The sequence below is a fragment of the Williamsia sp. Y844 genome (genome assembly GCF_056786475.1).
On the sequence record NZ_JBXCJB010000002.1, the window covers coordinates 151,612 to 168,785 of the forward strand.

Annotated in this window: 17 protein-coding genes; 12 read left to right on the plus strand and 5 right to left on the minus strand. The window is 64.3% G+C overall.

Features of this window, described 5'->3' with window-relative positions; translation table 11 throughout:
* Window positions 1-26: 26 nt before the first annotated feature.
* The 3 genes from AC1TQG_RS13100 (at window position 27) to AC1TQG_RS13110 (ending at window position 3,305) form a co-directional block, all read left to right on the plus strand.
* Window positions 27-1,340 carry a M20 family metallo-hydrolase gene (locus AC1TQG_RS13100; RefSeq protein WP_482137505.1) on the plus strand — a complete coding sequence of 438 codons (1,314 nt, stop codon included), beginning with the start codon at window positions 27-29 and terminating at the stop codon, window positions 1,338-1,340.
* Window positions 1,340-2,737 (plus strand): aminotransferase class III-fold pyridoxal phosphate-dependent enzyme, encoded by a 1,398-nt coding sequence (locus tag AC1TQG_RS13105; RefSeq protein WP_482137507.1) that lies wholly within the window; start codon window positions 1,340-1,342, stop codon window positions 2,735-2,737. Before AC1TQG_RS13100 ends, AC1TQG_RS13105 begins: the two co-directional genes overlap by 1 nt.
* A 94-nt stretch (window positions 2,738-2,831) precedes the next feature.
* Window positions 2,832-3,305, plus strand: a complete 474-nt coding sequence (locus AC1TQG_RS13110; protein WP_482137509.1) for an NUDIX hydrolase — start codon at window positions 2,832-2,834, stop codon at window positions 3,303-3,305.
* A gap of 19 nt (window positions 3,306-3,324) precedes the next feature.
* Here AC1TQG_RS13110 and AC1TQG_RS13115 read toward each other — a convergent pair whose 3' ends face one another.
* Window positions 3,325-3,927 carry a malonic semialdehyde reductase gene (locus AC1TQG_RS13115; protein WP_482137511.1) on the minus strand — a complete coding sequence of 201 codons (603 nt, stop codon included), beginning with the start codon at window positions 3,925-3,927 and terminating at the stop codon, window positions 3,325-3,327.
* A 77-nt stretch (window positions 3,928-4,004) separates the two neighbouring features.
* Between AC1TQG_RS13115 and AC1TQG_RS13120 the strand changes: the two genes are divergently transcribed.
* Window positions 4,005-4,343: a winged helix-turn-helix transcriptional regulator gene (locus AC1TQG_RS13120; RefSeq protein WP_482137513.1), complete on the plus strand. Its 339-nt coding sequence runs from the start codon at window positions 4,005-4,007 to the stop codon at window positions 4,341-4,343.
* A gap of 8 nt (window positions 4,344-4,351) precedes the next feature.
* On the opposite strand, the gene AC1TQG_RS13125 is transcribed toward AC1TQG_RS13120, so the two are convergent.
* Window positions 4,352-4,873, minus strand: coding sequence for a MarR family winged helix-turn-helix transcriptional regulator (locus AC1TQG_RS13125; protein WP_482137515.1), 522 nt, complete (start codon window positions 4,871-4,873; stop codon window positions 4,352-4,354).
* A gap of 44 nt (window positions 4,874-4,917) precedes the next feature.
* On the opposite strand from AC1TQG_RS13125, the gene AC1TQG_RS13130 reads away from it, so the two are divergent.
* Window positions 4,918-6,051 carry an FUSC family protein gene (locus AC1TQG_RS13130; protein WP_482137516.1) on the plus strand — a complete coding sequence of 378 codons (1,134 nt, stop codon included), beginning with the start codon at window positions 4,918-4,920 and terminating at the stop codon, window positions 6,049-6,051.
* Here AC1TQG_RS13130 and AC1TQG_RS13135 read toward each other — a convergent pair.
* Window positions 6,038-6,625: a TetR/AcrR family transcriptional regulator gene (locus AC1TQG_RS13135; protein WP_482137518.1), complete on the minus strand. Its 588-nt coding sequence runs from the start codon at window positions 6,623-6,625 to the stop codon at window positions 6,038-6,040. The two genes, AC1TQG_RS13130 and AC1TQG_RS13135, sit on opposite strands and share 14 nt — an antisense overlap.
* 112 nt (window positions 6,626-6,737) lie before the next feature.
* Between AC1TQG_RS13135 and AC1TQG_RS13140 the strand changes: the two genes are divergently transcribed.
* The gene (locus tag AC1TQG_RS13140) at window positions 6,738-7,877 is read left to right on the plus strand and encodes an acyl-CoA dehydrogenase family protein (protein ID WP_482137520.1); all 1,140 of its coding nucleotides are present in this window, start codon (window positions 6,738-6,740) and stop codon (window positions 7,875-7,877) included.
* 76 nt (window positions 7,878-7,953) lie between these two features.
* Here the strand turns inward: AC1TQG_RS13140 and AC1TQG_RS13145 are convergent, their stop codons facing one another.
* Window positions 7,954-8,895: an ROK family protein gene (locus AC1TQG_RS13145; protein ID WP_482137522.1), complete on the minus strand. Its 942-nt coding sequence runs from the start codon at window positions 8,893-8,895 to the stop codon at window positions 7,954-7,956.
* Window positions 8,896-9,075: 180 nt separating this feature from the next.
* Here AC1TQG_RS13145 and AC1TQG_RS13150 point away from each other — a divergent pair, with 180 nt between their 5' ends.
* Complete coding sequence (locus tag AC1TQG_RS13150) at window positions 9,076-10,026, plus strand: hypothetical protein (protein WP_482137523.1); 951 nt, start codon at window positions 9,076-9,078, stop codon at window positions 10,024-10,026.
* A 107-nt stretch (window positions 10,027-10,133) separates the two neighbouring features.
* Here the strand turns inward: AC1TQG_RS13150 and AC1TQG_RS13155 are convergent, their stop codons facing one another.
* The gene (locus AC1TQG_RS13155) at window positions 10,134-11,342 is read right to left on the minus strand and encodes a thiolase family protein (protein ID WP_482137525.1); all 1,209 of its coding nucleotides are present in this window, start codon (window positions 11,340-11,342) and stop codon (window positions 10,134-10,136) included.
* A 154-nt stretch (window positions 11,343-11,496) separates the two neighbouring features.
* Between AC1TQG_RS13155 and AC1TQG_RS13160 the strand changes: the two genes are divergently transcribed.
* The 5 genes from AC1TQG_RS13160 to AC1TQG_RS13180 all read left to right on the plus strand — a co-directional run bounded on the left by AC1TQG_RS13160 (window position 11,497) and on the right by AC1TQG_RS13180 (window position 17,097).
* Entirely contained in the window at window positions 11,497-12,627 is a 1,131-nt protein-coding gene (locus AC1TQG_RS13160) for an MBL fold metallo-hydrolase (RefSeq protein WP_482137527.1), read from the plus strand.
* Complete coding sequence (locus tag AC1TQG_RS13165; protein WP_482137529.1) at window positions 12,624-15,131, plus strand: HAD-IC family P-type ATPase; 2,508 nt, start codon at window positions 12,624-12,626, stop codon at window positions 15,129-15,131. Before AC1TQG_RS13160 ends, AC1TQG_RS13165 begins: the two co-directional genes overlap by 4 nt.
* 8 nt (window positions 15,132-15,139) lie before the next feature.
* Window positions 15,140-15,334, plus strand: a complete 195-nt coding sequence (locus AC1TQG_RS13170) for an antitoxin (RefSeq protein ID WP_482137530.1) — start codon at window positions 15,140-15,142, stop codon at window positions 15,332-15,334.
* A 142-nt stretch (window positions 15,335-15,476) separates the two neighbouring features.
* Window positions 15,477-16,622, plus strand: coding sequence for a lipase family protein (locus AC1TQG_RS13175; protein WP_482137532.1), 1,146 nt, complete (start codon window positions 15,477-15,479; stop codon window positions 16,620-16,622).
* Between the two features lie 37 nt (window positions 16,623-16,659).
* Window positions 16,660-17,097: a type II toxin-antitoxin system Rv0910 family toxin gene (locus AC1TQG_RS13180; RefSeq protein ID WP_482137533.1), complete on the plus strand. Its 438-nt coding sequence runs from the start codon at window positions 16,660-16,662 to the stop codon at window positions 17,095-17,097.
* Window positions 17,098-17,174 lie beyond the last annotated feature (77 nt).

Sequence of the window (17,174 nt, forward strand, 5' to 3'; positions counted from 1 at the left end):
CCCGTCCCAGACGTAAGGATCCTTCGATGACTTCTTCAGAATCAGCGCGCGGCAACGGAGTTCGGGTTGCCGCCGATGCGGCTACGGACAGCGCGTTCGTCGACGACTTCAATACCATGTCCACATTCGGCGCGACGGCGGCCAATGGGGTCGAGCGCCAGGCCGCCACCGAAGCCGACGGCGCGAATCGCCGATGGCTGGCCGGCTGGCTGACCGAGCGCGGTTTCACGGTGGCGTACGACCGGATCGGCAACATGTTCGGGCTGTACGAACTGGTACCCGGCGCGCCGTACGTGTTGTCCGGATCGCACATGGACAGCCAGCCCCGTGGTGGTCGCTACGACGGTGCCTACGGTGTCCTGGCCGCGGCGCACGCGATGGATCGGCTTCGGCAGTACTACCTCGCCAATCCTGATGAAGCCGTCCACAACCTGGCCGTCGTGAACTGGTTCAACGAAGAGGGATCACGATTCAAACCGTCGATGCAGGGTAGCGGTGTGTTCACCGGCAAGCTCGACCTGCAAGAAGCACTCGACACCACCGACGTCGCCGGTGTCACGGTGGCCGACGCCCTCGGTGAGCTGGACATGTTGGGGGACAAGGATGTCTTCACGGCAGGCGAGCACCACACGGCAGGCGGTCTGAAGGTTGCCGCGTACGCCGAAATCCACATCGAGCAGGGCCGCGAACTCGACAAGGCCGGTGTGCTGATGGGTGTGGTGCCGTCGACCTGGGGTGCCAACAAGTACGAGATCTCGGTCATCGGGTCGCAGTCGCACACCGGTGCAACCGCCATCGCGGACCGGCAGGACGCGCTCTACGGTGCAGCGAAAGCCGTTGTGGCGCTGCGTGAGCTGGCCGACGAATACGGTGAGGATCTGCACACCTCATGCGGACAGTTGACGGTCTTCCCGAATTCGCCGGTGGTGGTGGCCCGCGAGGTCCACATGCACCTGGATCTGCGGTCGCCGTCCGATGAATTGCTGGCCGAGGCCGACGTGAAGCTCAATCGTGCGTTCGCCGAGATCGAGGTAGCGGCCGACGTCGAGATCGAGCGGCGGTTCGCCCACACCTGGAAGGGGCATACCTACCAGCCCGAGGGTGTGGCGTTGGCAGAGAAGGTGATCGAGCAGCTCGGGCACAGCCACATGCAGGTGCGAACCCGGGCCGGTCATGATTCGACAAACATGAAAGATCTGGTTCCGACGGTGATGCTGTTCATACCCAGTGTCGACGGTGTCTCTCACGCGGAGAATGAATATACTCACGACGCCGACCTCACGGCCGGTGTGGACGTATTGACCGAGACAGTCGGTCGCATGGCGGAAGGTGCCCTCTGATGGCAGATGACAACACGAGCTTCGGCGGTAATTCGCCGTTTGCCGACGCAAGCGAGCTGGAAGCGGCCAAGACCGCCGGGCGTCGAGCCCACGAGTTGGACCGGGCTCACGTGTTCCATTCGTGGTCGGCGCAGGCACAGCTGAATCCGATGACGATCCTGGGCGCTGCGGGATCGTATGTCTGGGACGGCGAGGGCAATCGGCTGATCGATTTCTCGTCGCAGATGGTCAACACCAACATCGGCCACCAGCACCCCAAAGTCGTTGCGGCGATTGCCGAGCAGGCGAACAAGCTCTGCACCATCGCACCGTCGCACGTCAACGATGCGCGGTCGGAGGCTGCGCGCCTGATCGCCGAGCGGACCCCCGGTGATCTCGACAAGGTGTTCTTCACCAACGGCGGCGCCGATGCGGTGGAGCATGCCGTGCGGATGGCACGCCTGCACACCGGTCGACGCAAGGTGCTCACCCGCTACCGTTCGTATCACGGGGGTACCGATACCGCGATCAACATGACCGGTGATCCGCGGCGCTGGCCCAACGACTACGCGTCGGCCGGAGTGGTCCATTTCTTCGGACCCTTCCTGTACCGCAGCCAGTTCCATGCCGAAACCGAGCAGCAGGAATGCGAGCGTGCTCTCGAGCACCTCGAATCGGTGATCTCGATGGAGGGTCCGCAGACGATTGCAGCCATTGTGCTGGAGCCGGTTCCGGGGACCGCGGGCATCATGGTGCCGCCGGCCGGCTACCTGGCCGGAGTTCGTGAACTGTGTGATCGGTTCGGCATCGTGATGGTGGCCGACGAGGTGATGGCCGGATTCGGCCGCACCGGAGAGTGGTTCTCCATCAACCACTCCGAGGTCATCCCTGATCTGATCACCTTCGCCAAGGGCGTGAACTCGGGATACGTCCCGCTCGGTGGCGTGGCCATCAACAACGAGATCGCCCAGACGTTTGCCGATCGGCCCTATCCCGGTGGTCTGACCTACTCCGGGCATCCGCTGGCCACCGCGGCCGCCGTCGCCACCATCAACGCGATGACCGACGAGGGCATTGTCGAAAATGCCGCGACCATCGGATCAGACGTCTTGGGACCCGGACTGGAGAAACTCGCTGCGCAGCATCCCAGCGTCGGTGAAGTGCGTGGCGTGGGTGTGTTCTGGGCGGTGGAACTGGTCAAGAACCCCGACACCCGGGAACCACTCGCGCCCTACGGTGGCTCGAGCCCGGCAATGACTGCGGTTCTGTCCGCCTGCAAAACGGGCGGCCTGCTGCCCTTTGCCAACTTCAACCGGATCCACATGGTGCCGCCGTGCACGGTCACCCCTGATGAGGTGGCCGTCGGCCTGCAGATCCTGGACGCGGCGCTGACCGTGGCCGATTCGTTCGTCGAGTAGCCGGGTTTCGGTTGCCGGTGACGCGGCCCGCCAGGACTAGTGTGTAGTCCTGGCGGATCGTGCGGTCCACAGAGCAGGAAGGCCGGTGGCGACGATGCCAAAGCGAAGTGCGGGGATACTGCTGTTCCGTCGTTCCGAGGCAGAGGCGGGCATCGAGGTCGAGGTCTTGATCGCGCATCCGGGAGGCCCCTTGTGGGCGCGCAAGGATTCCGGCGCCTGGTCGATACCCAAAGGGTTGTACGACGAAGACGAAGAACCGCTGGCCGCGGCCCATCGGGAATTCGTCGAGGAGGTCGGTCTCACGGTTCCCGACGGGGAGGTCATCGAACTCGGGGAGATCAAGCAGCCGAGCGGAAAGCTGGTGACCGCCTTTGCGATTGAGGCCGACCTCGACATCACCGATGCCGCCAGCAACACGTTCGAGATGGAATGGCCACGGGGATCGGGAAAGATGCAGTCGTATCCCGAGATCGACCGGGTGGCGTGGTGCGATCTCGAGACGGCCGGGGACAAACTGCTGAAAGGTCAGCGTCCGTTTCTCGACCGTCTCCTCGACCATCTCGACTAGACCGCGTTTCTCGAAGGGATCAGGCGAAGCGCAAGACCTCGTCCTCGTCCAGGCGGGGCAGTCGGTCGAACCAGGCATCTTTGCCCGGATGGCCGACGTTGACCAGCAGGGTTGATTTCCAGCGGCCGTCAGCGAAGAACTCGGAATCGACTCCGGCGGAATCGAATCCGGCCATCGGTCCGGCGGTCAGCCCCACGGAACGTACGGCGAGGATGAAGTATCCGGCCTGCAAGGTGCTGCCGAACGTACCCATCGAGGTACGCATGTCCTCGTTGGCCTCCAGGGCGTCCTTCATCTCGGGCCGGAAGGGCAACACGGTCGGAATGTGCTCGTGGTACGCCGAATCCATCGCCAGTACGGCGGTCACCGGTGCGCTGCGGACCTTGTCGACATTGCCTTCGGCGACGTGGGGGAGCAGGCGTTCCTTGGCTTCGTCGCTGCGGACGTAGAGGACTCGCAGCGGCTGGGTGTTGGCTGCGGTGGGTGGCCATTTGGCGAGTTCCCAGACCTCTTTGAGTGCCTCGTCGCTCACCGGCTCGGAACTGAAAGTGTTGGCGGTGCGGGCGTCGCGAAAGAGTAATGCGCGCGCGTCTGCGTCGAGGGTGTGGACGGCATCGGACATGATGTGCTCCTACATCTAGAGGGACTACTAAAATAAAAGTAGCTAGGAGCGACTGTAGCAAACGGTATGCTGGGCCGATGCCCAGGGAAGTCGAAGTCACGCACGAGCCACGTGCCTGTGACGGCGCGCTACGGTCGGCGTTCGCCCTGCTCGGCAAGCGTTGGAATGGGGTTCTGTTGGGCACCCTGATGCACGGTCCGGCGGGCTACGCCGAACTCCGCGCCGCGATCGGCGGAATCAGTGACTCGATGTTGTCGTCACGGTTGGTCGAATTGGCAGAAGCGGGTGTGATCGAGCGGCAGGTCGAGGCAGGCCCGCCGGTGTCGGTGTCTTATCGGCTGACGCCGTCTGGCGAAGCGCTCCTGCCGATTCTCGGCGAACTCGGGGCGTGGGCGTCGGAGAACCTGGATTCGTAGAATCCGACCTAGCGGTTGTCGATGGTCCGGGAGACCTTGCGTAACAACGTGATCAGGGTCGACCGCTCGTCGGGGCTCAGTGTCGCCAGCATCGCCGTGTCGCGGGCGAGCCGCCGAGGAAACTGGGTGTCCACGAGTTCGCGTCCGGCATCGGTCAATTCGAGAAGGACAACCCGCCCATCCCGTTCGGATTTCTTGCGCTGCAACAGGCCCAGGTCGCCAAGGCGTTCGCTGAGTTTGGTGATCGAGGCGCCGCTGAGCATCGTTGTCGAGACGACCTCGCTGGCGCGCAGTGGACGCTCCGACCGGGCGAGTGCGCCCAGCACGTCGAACTCGGAGCGAGTGATCGAGTGGGATTCCAGGTCCAGGTCGAGTTGATGCGCGAGCACGGTGGCGATGCGGTTGACGCGGGCGACCACCTCGATGGGCTCGGTATCGAGGTCGGGATATGCGCGTGCCCACTCCAGGCTCACGCGCTCGACGACGTCACTCGGGTTGGGGTCTGCGGTCACCGGATCATGGTAGGTCATGGCCACTATTTACTTTATCAGTAAAATAGTTGTAAAATACTTAGGTGTTGACAAGCGATTTCCTTTCCGAGCATCTGACCCGCCGTCGTCATGCGCTGGTCCACTCTGCTTCTCCTCGGACCTGGCGTGATGCCGCGCTGACACTGAACCGCAGCAACGCGTCGATCTGGTTGCCGGTCCGAGTGGGCATCGCACTCGCGGTGGTGCTTGTGATCGGTGGTCTGATGGGACGTGTCGATATCGCCGGATTCGCGGCGTTGGGTGCTTTGACCTCGGCATTCTGCCGGAACGATCCCTATCGCATCCGGCTGCCGCGGCTCGCGGTGACCGGCGGAACACTTGTCGCGTTCGTGGTATTCGGAGGCATTCTCGGTGCGGCGGGGGCCTCGATGCCGGTACAGATCGCGGCCATGTCTGTGGCTGCGGCCGTTGCCATGTTGGTCATGGGTGCCTGCCGATTGGTCGGTCCCGGACCGGTGGTGATGATCTTCGCCGCGGCCGCTGCGGTGGGCTATGCGACATCGACGGGTGATGTGGTGGCCGCGAGCGCGTCTGCGGCGATCGGAGTGACGATCGGGATCTGCGCGTCCTTGGCTCCGTGGCCGTTTGACGTGGTGCGGGGTGTTCGAAACGCCGGTGGCTCGTCGTGGGGGTCGGTGGGTGCTGACCTTCGCCGGATGGCCGAGCGAGAGCTGATGGTCTCGGCGATCCGGGTGGCTCTGGCTTCTGCGGTGGCTGCCGGTGTCGCCCAAGCCATCGGTCTGGCGCATCCGATGTGGGCGGCGATGGGCGCGATCGCCACGCTGCAGGGCATCAACTTTCACCTCACCGTGCATCGCGGTGTACAACGGTTGATCGGGAACGTGGTCGGCGGAGTGCTGGCTGCCGGACTGCTCGCGGTGCCGTTGGGCTACTGGGGCGCAGTGGTTCTCGTTGTGATCTTCCAGATCGCGGCGGAACTCCTGGTTGCCGTCAACTATGGACTCTGCTCGATGGCCGTGACGCCCATGGCGCTGCTGCTCACGGCACTGGGTGCGGGTCTGACCCCGGATGTGGCGCTCGACCGGATGGCGGACACCGCGCTGGGGGTCGTCTTCGGGATCGTGGTCGCGGCCCTGTCCATCGCGCGCCATGACACCGCGCACCACGAGGTCGCCGAGGTGGCTACTGCGCGCTGATCCCGGTGGTCAGCAGCTGCGCGAGTTCGAGGTAGGCCTGTGAATCATCCAGCCCGACGGCACTTTTGATCTTGCGTTGCTGGATCCGGACCATGACTGCAGATGCCACGTCGGCGACGAATGCCGCGTGGACATCGCGGACATCGCCTGCGGCAACACCTTCGCTGATGAGCTCATGGACGCGATCTGCCGCCGACCGGGTATTGCGCTCGTAGATGTCGCGGGCGGGTGGGAAGCCGGCAAGGTCTTCCATGAACCGTTCATCGGCGGGCGCAAGTGCGGTACCGACCGCAGTCAGGTACGCGGTCAGCCGTTCGGTTGTCCCGGTAGCGCGCTCCACCGCCGCCTCGACCTCGGTGGTCGCGGCCCGGAAGAAGTGCACCGTCACTTCGCGGACGAGTTCATCCTTGCTGCCTGCGAGCGTGTACAGCGTCGACTTGGAGCAGTGCAGGCGCGCCGCGATCTGGTCGAGCGTCAGGTGGGCAAAACCTTCGTGGAGGAACAGGGCCACCAGTTCGTCGAACAATTGCGCACGGCGTGCGGTCGCGTGTGCAGGGGAAACGGTCGGAACCATGCGCTGATGGTACTGCGTGAGGTTCTGGAGTACTGTCGACGGTACTGAAGGGCCTGGCTCAGTACTGCTTGAATCCGGTCCCTGCCTGTTCCGACGATCGAAAGGGTGCCCGATGCCCGTCAACCGGCTGCTCCCCACTGAAGAAGCACGCGACCTGGTCCAGCTGGCGAGCGACGTCGCGGACAAGGCACTCAAACCCATCGTCGACGAGTACGAGAAGGCCGAGAAGTATCCGGCCGAGGCCTTCAAGGTGCTGGGCCAGACAGGCCTGCTGAGCCTGCCGTACCCCGAGGAATGGGGAGGTGGCGGTCAGCCGTACGAGGTCTACCTCCAGGTACTCGAGGAGTTGGCGGCGCGCTGGGCGGCGGTGGCGGTTGCGGTGAGTGTGCACAGCCTGTCGTGCCATCCGCTGATGGCTTTTGGCAGCGACGAGCAGAAGCAGCGCTGGCTTCCCGAGATGCTCGGGGGTGAGAAGATCGGCGCCTACAGCCTTTCGGAGCCACAGGCCGGTTCCGATGCCGCGGCCCTGGCCTGCAAGGCCACCGCCACCGAGGGTGGCTACAAGATCAACGGATCGAAGGCGTGGATCACCCATGGTGGTGTCGCCGACTTCTACAACCTGTTCGCCCGAACCGGCGAAGGGTCCAAGGGCATTTCGTGCTTCCTCGTCCCCGATGACACCGAGGGTCTGAGCTTCGGGAAGCCGGAAGAAAAGATGGGCCTGACGGCGGTTCCGACCACGTCGGCCAGTTACGACAATGCGTTCGTGCCCGAAGACCGTCGCATCGGCGCCGAAGGTCAGGGTCTCCAGATCGCCTTCAGCGCACTGGATTCGGGCCGGCTCGGCATCGCGGCGGTTGCCGTCGGCATCGCGCAGGCCGCATTGGACGAGGCCGTCGCCTACGCGCAGGAACGGCAGACGTTCGGCAAGAAGATCATCGACCACCAGGGGCTCGGCTTCCTGCTCGCCGACATGGCTGCCGCAGTGGATTCGGCCCGCGCCACCTACATCGATGCCGCTCGTCGTCGCGATGCCGGTGTGCCGTATTCACGTAATGCGTCGGTGGCCAAGCTGATTGCCACCGATGCGGCGATGAAGGTGACCACCGATGCGGTACAGGTGTTCGGTGGCTACGGCTACACCAAGGATTTCCGCGTCGAACGGCTGATGCGCGAAGCCAAGATCACCCAGATCTTCGAGGGCACCAACCAGATTCAGCGACTGGTCATCAGTCGCTCGCTGGCGACCTAATCCCCGCAAACGCTCCGCTTATGCGAAGACGCTCCGCGTGCATCTGGAGCATCTTCGTACAGGCGGAGCATTTGTGTCAGGTCGGGAGGCCGACGTGAGCGCGGCGATACACCAGGGCGGCGGCGCCGACGAGTGGGGCGGTGTCGGATAGTCCGGCATCGATGACTCGAACGCGTGCGATGTAGTCGAGTGGATGCCGCGCGACGACCCGTTCGATGAGCGGGATCAAGTCGGGCGTCACCCGCGCGAAGCCGCCGCTGATCGCCACCACATCCAGCTCGATCAATGCTGCTGCGCTGCAGATGGCCTGTCCCACAGCCTCGGCCACGCGGTGCACTGCGCGATGGGCGATGTCGTCATCGTTCCGATAAGACGCGGCGAGGTCTTCGCCGGTGGACCCCGTCCAGCCCTCTTTGTTGGCCCAGGCCACGGTATGCGGGCCGGAGGCCACCGATTCGAGTGTGGTGTGACTGCCGATGCTGAGCTCGCCGGTGAAGCCGGACAACTGGATCTGGCCGATGTGGCCGCTGTTCCCGGCCAGCACCCGGCCGTCGACGATGAAACCCCCACCGATACCGGTGGAGATCACCATGCCCAACAGGTTCTTCTCGCCGGCCGCGTTGCCGATCCATTGCGCGGCCAGCACGATCGCCACGCCATCTCGATGAAAGTGGACGGGTGTGTGACCCAACGTTTGTCGGATCCGCCCGGTCACCAGATCGCGTAGCGGGTAGTCGCGCCACTGCGGAATGTTGATCGGGGACAGGGTTCCGGCCCGCTCGCCCACTGGTCCGGCCGCCGCGATCCCGACACCGATCACCTGCGCGGTGTCGGGCACGTGCGCGAGCGCATGATCGACAACCCGAATGACGTTGCCACCGAGGACGTCGGGTGAGGATTGTGAACCGGTCAGGGCCCGACTTCGGCCGGCCGCCAGCACGTTGCCGTCCGGGTCGACCAGTGCGGCTTCCACTTTCGTGCCACCGAGATCGATCGCGAGGACCAGATTGTCTGCCACCGATTCAGCCTAGTGGCCCACCCCTCCCCAGACGCTCCACCTGTGCGAAGACGCTCCAGAAATATGTGGAGCATCTTCGTATTACCGGAGCGTTTGGGGTTGTGCACAGGAGACGAAGTTGTCCACAGTGCGACATCGAAGGGGAAAGTCGGCACCATCAGACGCGCCAGAATCGGATTCATGGGGGAATACGAGTTGAGCGCAGCGGGTCTGGTCTTGCGCCGCACGGCAACGTCGGCCGGTCACAACGACCACACGCTCCAGGCTGCAGTCCGGGCGGGGAGCCTGGAGCGGGTCTACCGGGGCATGTACGTGCCGAGTGGTCCATTCAACGGCGTTCTGAGCCGCGAGGAGCGTGAACGCCGATACCGATTCAAGGTTCTCGGGGCGGTCGACGCGGGGGAGGGCACCAAGGCGGTGAGTCACTGGTCCGCGGCAGCACTACTCGGGATGTCGACGTTCGACGCCGACCTGGATCGAGTGCATTTCACCGTGAACCGTGTCGGTGGCGGGCGAAATCGTGACCGGGCCTGCCGATTGCATGCCGCGTCGTGGCTGCCCGACGAGGTCATCGAACTTCCGGGACTCCTGGTGACCAGCCTCGCCAGGACGGCCGTCGACATCAGCCGTCTGGGTAGTTTCGAGCAAGCGCTCTGTGTCTGCGATGCGGCTCTTCGGATGGGTGTGTCCCGCGCCGAACTGGAGGTGGTGCTCGCGCGGGCCGGTCGACGCAAGGGTGTGGGCAACGCCAGACGGGCGGTATCGCTCGCCGACAGTGCTTCAGAAAGCGTCGGCGAGTCGCTGTCGCGCGCCCGGATGTATGGCATGCCCGATATTCCGGTACCGCAGTTGCAGCCGGAGATCTACGCTCCTGACGGTAAACACTTGGCGCGCACTGATTTTCGGATCAAAGACCATCTTCTCGGCGAGTTCGACGGTCAGGGTAAGTACATCCGATATCTTCGCCCGGGTGAGACGCCTGCGGATGCGGTGTACCGCGAGAAGCGCCGCGAGGAACGCCTCAACGAGCTCGGGTTTGTGGTCGCGCGGTGGGGTTGGGACGACTTGATGCACCCCGAACGGTTGCGCGAGACTTTGCGAAATGGCTTGCGGCGAGCGGGTTTGCAGTGATCCAATCCCGCAAACGCTCCGGTTGTACGAGGGTGCTCCACAAATATGTGGAGCACCCTCGTAGAGGTGGAGCGTTTGCGGTGGGGTGTGGGGTGTGGGGTGGGGGGTTAGAGGCGTTCGATGATGGTGGCGTTGGCCATCCCGCCTGCCTCGCACATGGTCTGCAGGGCGTAGCGGCCACCGGACTGCTGCAGCGCATTGACCATGGTTGTCATGATGCGGGCACCACTGGCGCCGAGTGGGTGACCGAGTGCGATCGCGCCGCCGTTGACATTGGTCTTGGCCAGGTCTGCGCCGGTGTCCTTGGCCCACGCGAGGACGACGGGGGAGAAGGCCTCGTTGACCTCGAACAGGTCGATGTCGGAGATGGTCAGGCCGGCTGCGGCGAGCACCTTCTCGGTTGCCGGGATGACGCCGGTGAGCATGTAGAGCGGATCGGAGCCGACCACCGAGAAGCTGTGCAGTCGGGCGAGCGGCGTGAGGCCGAGTTCCGCGGCTTTGGTGCTGCTCATGATCAACACCGCGGCGCTGCCGTCGGAGAGCGGGCTCGAATTGGCTGCCGTGATCTGCCATTCGATCTGCGGGAAGCGCTCGAGCATCGCCGGGTGGTAGAACGCGGGCTTGAGTGTGGCCAACTGCTCGATGGTGCCGCCCGGGCGGATCATCTCGTCGGTGCGCAGGCCGGCCAGGGGCACGATCTCCTGGTCGAACTTGCCTGCCTTGGTCGCCGCGACGGCCTTGTCGTGGCTCGACAACGCGAACTGGTCGAGTTCGGTCCGTGAAAACCCCCAATCGGCCGCGATCAATTCGGCGGCCAGTCCCTGGGAGATCAATCCGTTCGAGTACCGCTGCGAGAATCCCACGCCGGACGCGTCGACGCCGGGCCGGACATCGGACGCCATCGGCACTCGGCTCATCGACTCCACACCGGCCGCGACCACCACGTCCTGCACACCCGACATCACGGCCTGGGCGGCAAACGAGATCGCCTGCTGACTCGAACCGCACTGTCGGTTGATGGTGGTGCCGGGAACCGATTCGGGGAAGCCGGCGGCCAGTGCGGCCTTGCGGCTGATGTTCTGGCCCTGCTCGTCGGCCTGCGTGACGGCACCGGCGATGACGTCGTCGATCAACGCCGGGTCGATGCCGGTCTGCTCGACGAGTGCGCGCAGGCTGTGGGCGAGCATGTCGACCGGATGAACGTCGTGGAGTCCACCTGCACCGACGGTCGCACCGTCAACAACGCGGCCCGGCTTACCCTTTCCGATCGGAGTTCGCACCGCACCGACGATTACTGCATCAACGATCTGGGTCATGACCTACTCCTTCAGCTGACTATGGTTTCTATAAGTCAGGTATACCCCGAGATATTCCTTCCTGTCGACTCTTGATCGACCACCGGGCTGATGGATCGAAGAAATGGGACACGCGGCCGGTAGTGTGTCCAGGGTGGTGCGCCTACCGAATGCAATGACCGGTCCCAGGCTCTTGGCCGGTGCCGCAACCGCTGGTGCGGCGTTTGCCGCCGCCGGAGTCACAGCCGGGACCGAGGTGTATCGGGCCATGGGGGCGCCGAAAGATCTTGTGCTCCCGCATATCAGTGGCTCACCGCATCAAACCGGTGGGAGCTTCGGCAATATCGAGCCGCCGCGGCCCGTCGACGGTGACAGAGCGGCCGCACTCGCGATGCTCCGCCGCGGTGACATCGGCAAGCCGCGGGTCCGCCTCGAGTTCGATGCCTCGCCGTTGCCTGCGGAGGTCGCCGACCTTGCCGCCACCTGGTTCGGTCACGCGTCGGTGCTCGTCGAACTCGACGGACACCGCATCCTCACCGATCCGGTGTGGAGTAAGCGCTGCTCACCGTCGAGCGTGGTCGGACCTGCACGGTTGCACCCCGTGCCGCACACGCTCGAGGAGCTGCCCGCCATCGACGTCGTCCTGATCAGCCACGACCACTACGACCACCTCGACACCGCCACGGTCCGCAGACTCGCCCGGACCCATCCGGAAGCCGTGTTCGTGGTACCGATCGGGGTCGGTGCACATCTGCAGTACTGGGGTATCGACCCCTTCCGAATCCGCGAGGCGGACTGGGGTGAGTCGGTCACCATCGGAGACCTGCGCTTCAACTGCTGTTCCGCCCGACACTTTTCCGGGCGAGGACTGCAGCGCAACACCACGCAGTGGGCCAGTTGGGCTGTGACCGGACCGCGCAACAACTTCTTCTTCTCCGGCGACACCGGCATCACCGACTCGTTCGAGCAAGTCGGTGCCGACCACGGTCCTTTCGGGCTGTCGCTGATCGCGATCGGCGCCTATGACCGGCTCTGGCCGGACATCCATCTCAACCCAGAGGAAGCGGTGGACGTGCATCGAATGCTCAATCGCGCCAACCTGTCCGAGTCGCTGTTGCTTCCCATCCATTGGGCGACATTCAATCTCGCCCTGCACGAGTGGGCCGACCCGGTGCAGCGACTGCTCCCGGCGGCGGAGGAGTTGCGCATTCCGGTGATCACCCCGATGCCCGGCGCCCGTTTTGATGTCCACTCACGCAGCGGACATGGTTTCGAGACCCAGGATTGGTGGGAGGCCGCGGTATGACCGCGATCAACGAGAAGCATCAGGCCTCAGGCCTCAGCGCGGCGCAGGTCGCCGAACGGGTGGCCGCGGGGCAGATCAATGTTCAGCCCGACCGGTCGGGCCGAAGCGTTGCAGATATCGTCCGCGCAAATATATTCACCCGGATCAACGCGATTCTCGGTGTGCTGTTCATCATCGTGATGAGCACCGGCTCGATCATCAACGGCGCCTTCGGTTTGTTGATCATCGCCAACAGTGGCATCGGCATCATCCAGGAGATCCGCGCGAAGAAGACCCTCGACGCCTTGGCGATCGTCGGCCAGACCCGGCCGATGGTCCGCCGCGATGGTGTCGCCACCGAAATCGATCCGGGCGAGGTGGTGCTCGACGACATCATCGAGCTCGGCCCCGGCGATCAGATCGTGGTGGACGGTGAAACCGTCGAATCGGCCTCCCTCGACATCGACGAATCGTTGCTGACCGGTGAAGCCGATGCCGTCGACAAAGCTGTTGGGGATCCGATCATGTCGGGCAGTTTCGTGGTCGCCGGCTTCGGTGCATACCGCGCGACGAAGGTCGGCCGCGATGCCTATGCCGCGCAGCTTGCCGAAGAGGCCAGCAAGTTCACGCTGGTCAACTCCGAATTGCGCAACGGGATCGACAAGATCCTGAAGATCATCACCTACCTGCTCATCCCGGCGGGTGTGCTGACCATCGTCAACCAGTTGTTCATCAGCGACAACGGCATCAAGGCGAGCCTGCTCGGAATGGTTGCGGCACTGGTCCCGATGGTGCCCGAAGGCCTGGTGCTGATGACCTCGATCGCCTTTGCGGTCGGTGTGGTCCGGCTCGGCAAGCGACAGTGCCTTGTCAACGAACTGCCCGCCATCGAGGGCCTGGCCCGGGTCAATGTGGTCTGTGCGGACAAGACCGGAACGCTCACCGAGAACGGGATGAGGCTCTCGGAACTGGTTCCGTTGCAGGGGGACCGGGTCGAGTTGGAGCAGGCCCTGGCTGCGCTGGCAGCCCATGATCCGCGCCCGAACGCGAGTGTCCAGGCCATGGCCGAAGCGTTCCCGGACGCCCCGGCCTGGGCGTCGAGCGCCGTCGCCCCGTTCACGTCGGCGAAAAAGTGGAGTGGTATCTCGTTCTCCGACAGCGCTTCCGGCGAACCCCGCGGCAACTGGCTGCTCGGTGCACCCGACATGTTGCTGCCTGCGGAGGGCCAGACCGCGGCCCAGGCAAGCGAACTGGGGTCCGGTGGCCTGCGTGTGCTGTTGCTGGCCTCGACCGATGTGTCGGTCGACACCGAGTCGCCGGACGATCTGTCCGCGCCCGGTGTCGTCAGTCCGCGAGCACTGATCGCGCTCGAACAGCGTGTGCGCCCGGATGCTCGCGAGACGCTGGACTATTTTGCGTCGCAGAATGTCTCGGTCAAGGTGATTTCGGGGGACAACGCCGTCTCGGTGGGTGCGGTGGCCGGGTCGCTGGGTCTGGGGACGCTGGATGACGCGGTGGACGCCCGTAACCTGCCGACCGACACCGACGAGCTCGCCGACGTCGTCAACTCGCACACCACATTCGGTCGAGTCCGTCCGGATCAGAAGCGGGCGATGGTCGGTGCGCTGCAGTCACGCGGCAACACGGTGGCGATGACCGGAGACGGTGTCAACGACGTGTTGGCACTCAAGGATGCCGATATCGGTGTGGCCATGGGTTCGGGTAGCTCGGCAAGCCGTTCGGTGGCCCAGATCGTCCTGCTCGACAACCGTTTTGCCACGCTGCCGTATGTGGTCGCCGAAGGCCGTCGCGTCATCGGCAACATCGAACGCGTCTCCACCCTGTTCCTGACAAAAACCGTGTACGCGGTGTTGCTGGCCATGACCATCGGAGTTGCCGGGATCCTGGGCAAGATCTTCGGGTTCGCGCCGATGTCGTACCCGTTCCAGCCGATCCACGTCACGATCGCCGCGTGGTTCACCATCGGTGTGCCTGCTTTTGTGCTGTCACTGGCCCCCAACAACGAACGGGCCCGAACCGGCTTTGTCGGCCGCGTGCTCCGACTGGCGGTCCCGTCGGGAATCGTGGTCGCGGTCTGTACCTTCGTGGCCTACGCGCTGGTCTACCCGGGTGGTTCCGGTGTCGAACTCGGTTCCAAGGATTCGGTGGATCTGCCGCCGGATCAGATGCAGGCTGCCACCACCGCGCTGATCACCATGATCGCCGTCTCGATGTGGGTACTCGCGGTGATCGCGCGTCCCTACAACTGGTGGAAGATCGTGCTGCTGAGCGTATCGGTGCTCATGTATGTGCTGATCTTCTCGCTGCCGTTCACGCAGGAGATCTTCAAGCTGGATCCGACCGATTGGGGCAAGACCGGAATCGGGTTGGCGACCGCCGCGGTCGGCATCGTCGCGGTCGAGATCCTGTGGCGACTGAACCCCGTCTTCGCAATGTGGTCCAGTAAGCTCAGTTCCAAAGACCCAAAGACCGCCGAGCACGTTTCCGGCGCCGCAGAAAGGTAAGGCCACGCATGGACATCAAGGGTCTGATCAACAAGGGCAAGCAGACGCTCAGCAAGAACGCCAAGGTCATCGACCAGGGCGCTGACGCCGTCAACAAGGCGACGAAGGGCAAGTACTCCGCCCAGGTCAGGAAGGGTGCGGACGCCGCCAAGAAGTTCGCACAGGACGGTGGTCCGAACCCGGACCAGCCGAAACCCCAGTAGTTGAGACTTGGCAGTGAGCAGACTGCGCTGTAGGTAGAAGACCTTGAAAGAAGCCTGGCCGGCGGTTCGGTTGGCCGGAGTTCTGCTGATTTCCGGTGCTTTGACCCTGACAGCCTGCTCAGGCGGCGGCGGAGACGATGGTGTGAGCCCATCGTCTCCGCCGTCTTTGTCTGAATCGTCGACGCCGCCGCCCCCACCTCCCGCACTCGCCGATCGCGGCGCGGTCCTGACGCAGCGGCCATTTCAGGGCAGCAGCACTCTGGGCGATGCCGGCCGGTTGATACGGGTGGTCTATCGCTCGACGGCCGGTTACGCGGGTGGCTTCGGCACCGATGTCTCCGGGGTGATCGCCGTCCCGGCCGGTGATCCGCCACCGGGTGGATGGCCGGTGGTCGCGCTCGGCCACGGCACCACCGGGACCGATGTGACGTGCGGTCCGTCGGACTACCCGGATCTGCTCGGCGAAGACGGCAACGTCGCGCGATTGCTGGCCCGCGGATACGTGGTCGCCGCGAGTGACTACCAGGGACTGGGGTCCAGCGTCGAGAGCCCGCGAACGCATCCCTATCTGGAACCGAAAACCGTCGCGTACAACATGATCGACGCGGTGCGTGCGGCCCGCAATGTGGTACCCGAAGCGTCTGCCGACTGGGCCGCGATGGGTGCTTCGCAGGGTGGCCAAGCCGCCTGGGCGGCAGCCGAGCATGCCGACGACTATGGACAGGGGCTCGACTTCGTCGGGGCTGCGGCCCTGGCGCCTGCCGCTGATCTGTCGCCGATCACCGATGCGGGACTCGACCTGACCTACACCGACGCCCAGAAGATCTTCATCCCCAATCTTGTGGCGGGACTACGCGAAGTGCATCCCGACCTCGACCCCGACGACTACATGCGCGGTGGGCTGGCCGCCGGGGCGGAAGCCTTCACCTCGTGTGGGCCCACCTCGACCGCGGACAAGTTCTCCGCTGCCATGGACATTGCGCCCGGTGACGCCACGATCGCCGACGAGGAGGCGCTCGAGCGACTCCGGGGGATCCTGATCACCGATGCGCTGCCCGCCGAACCCGCCGACGGGCCGTTGTTCGTGGCCTACGGAGACAAGGACACGATCATCCTGCCCGCCTGGACAACCGCCGCGGTGCAGCGCGCCTGCGCGCAGGGCGACGTGATCGAGGTCGTTCGCAAGCCCGAGGGCGGACACACCAATCTGGGTGTGACCGGTGACGCCGTCGACTGGATCGCCGACCGGTTTGCCGGGGAGTCGGCGCCCGACACGTGTCCTGTGTGACGGGTGAAGATGTGGCCCGACCGATAACGTCAGCGCCATGGCAAAAGTGAAGGACGCGATAGAGATCGGTGTGACGCCGGAGAGAACTTGGGATCGGGTGCTGGATCTCTCGAGTTACGACGAGTGGTTGACGATCCACGAAGGCTGGCGCGGTCCGCTTCCCGGGCCGGAGGAGATCGGTAAGGGCATCAAGGTGTCCTCTGTCATCGCGTCCAGGGGCACTCGCGTCCGGTTCGACTGGACGGTCAACGCCTACGATCCACCGCACCGCGTCAGCCTGAAGGGTTCCGGAAAGGGCGGGGTCAAGGTCACGCTGATCCTCGCGGTGGATCCGGCACCGGAAGGCTCAAAATTGACATTCGAGATTGAACTCGGCGGATTGGCCATGATCGGTCCGGTCGGGAAGATCACGGCGAAGGTTGTCAAAAGTGAAATCGAGACTTCACTAAAGAATTTTCACGATCTGTACGCCTGAGTGAATACGCCTGGTACATTGCCGATTTCGGTTACCAAATGAGGGTTAGCGCCTGACAAGGCTGTGTATAGAATCCG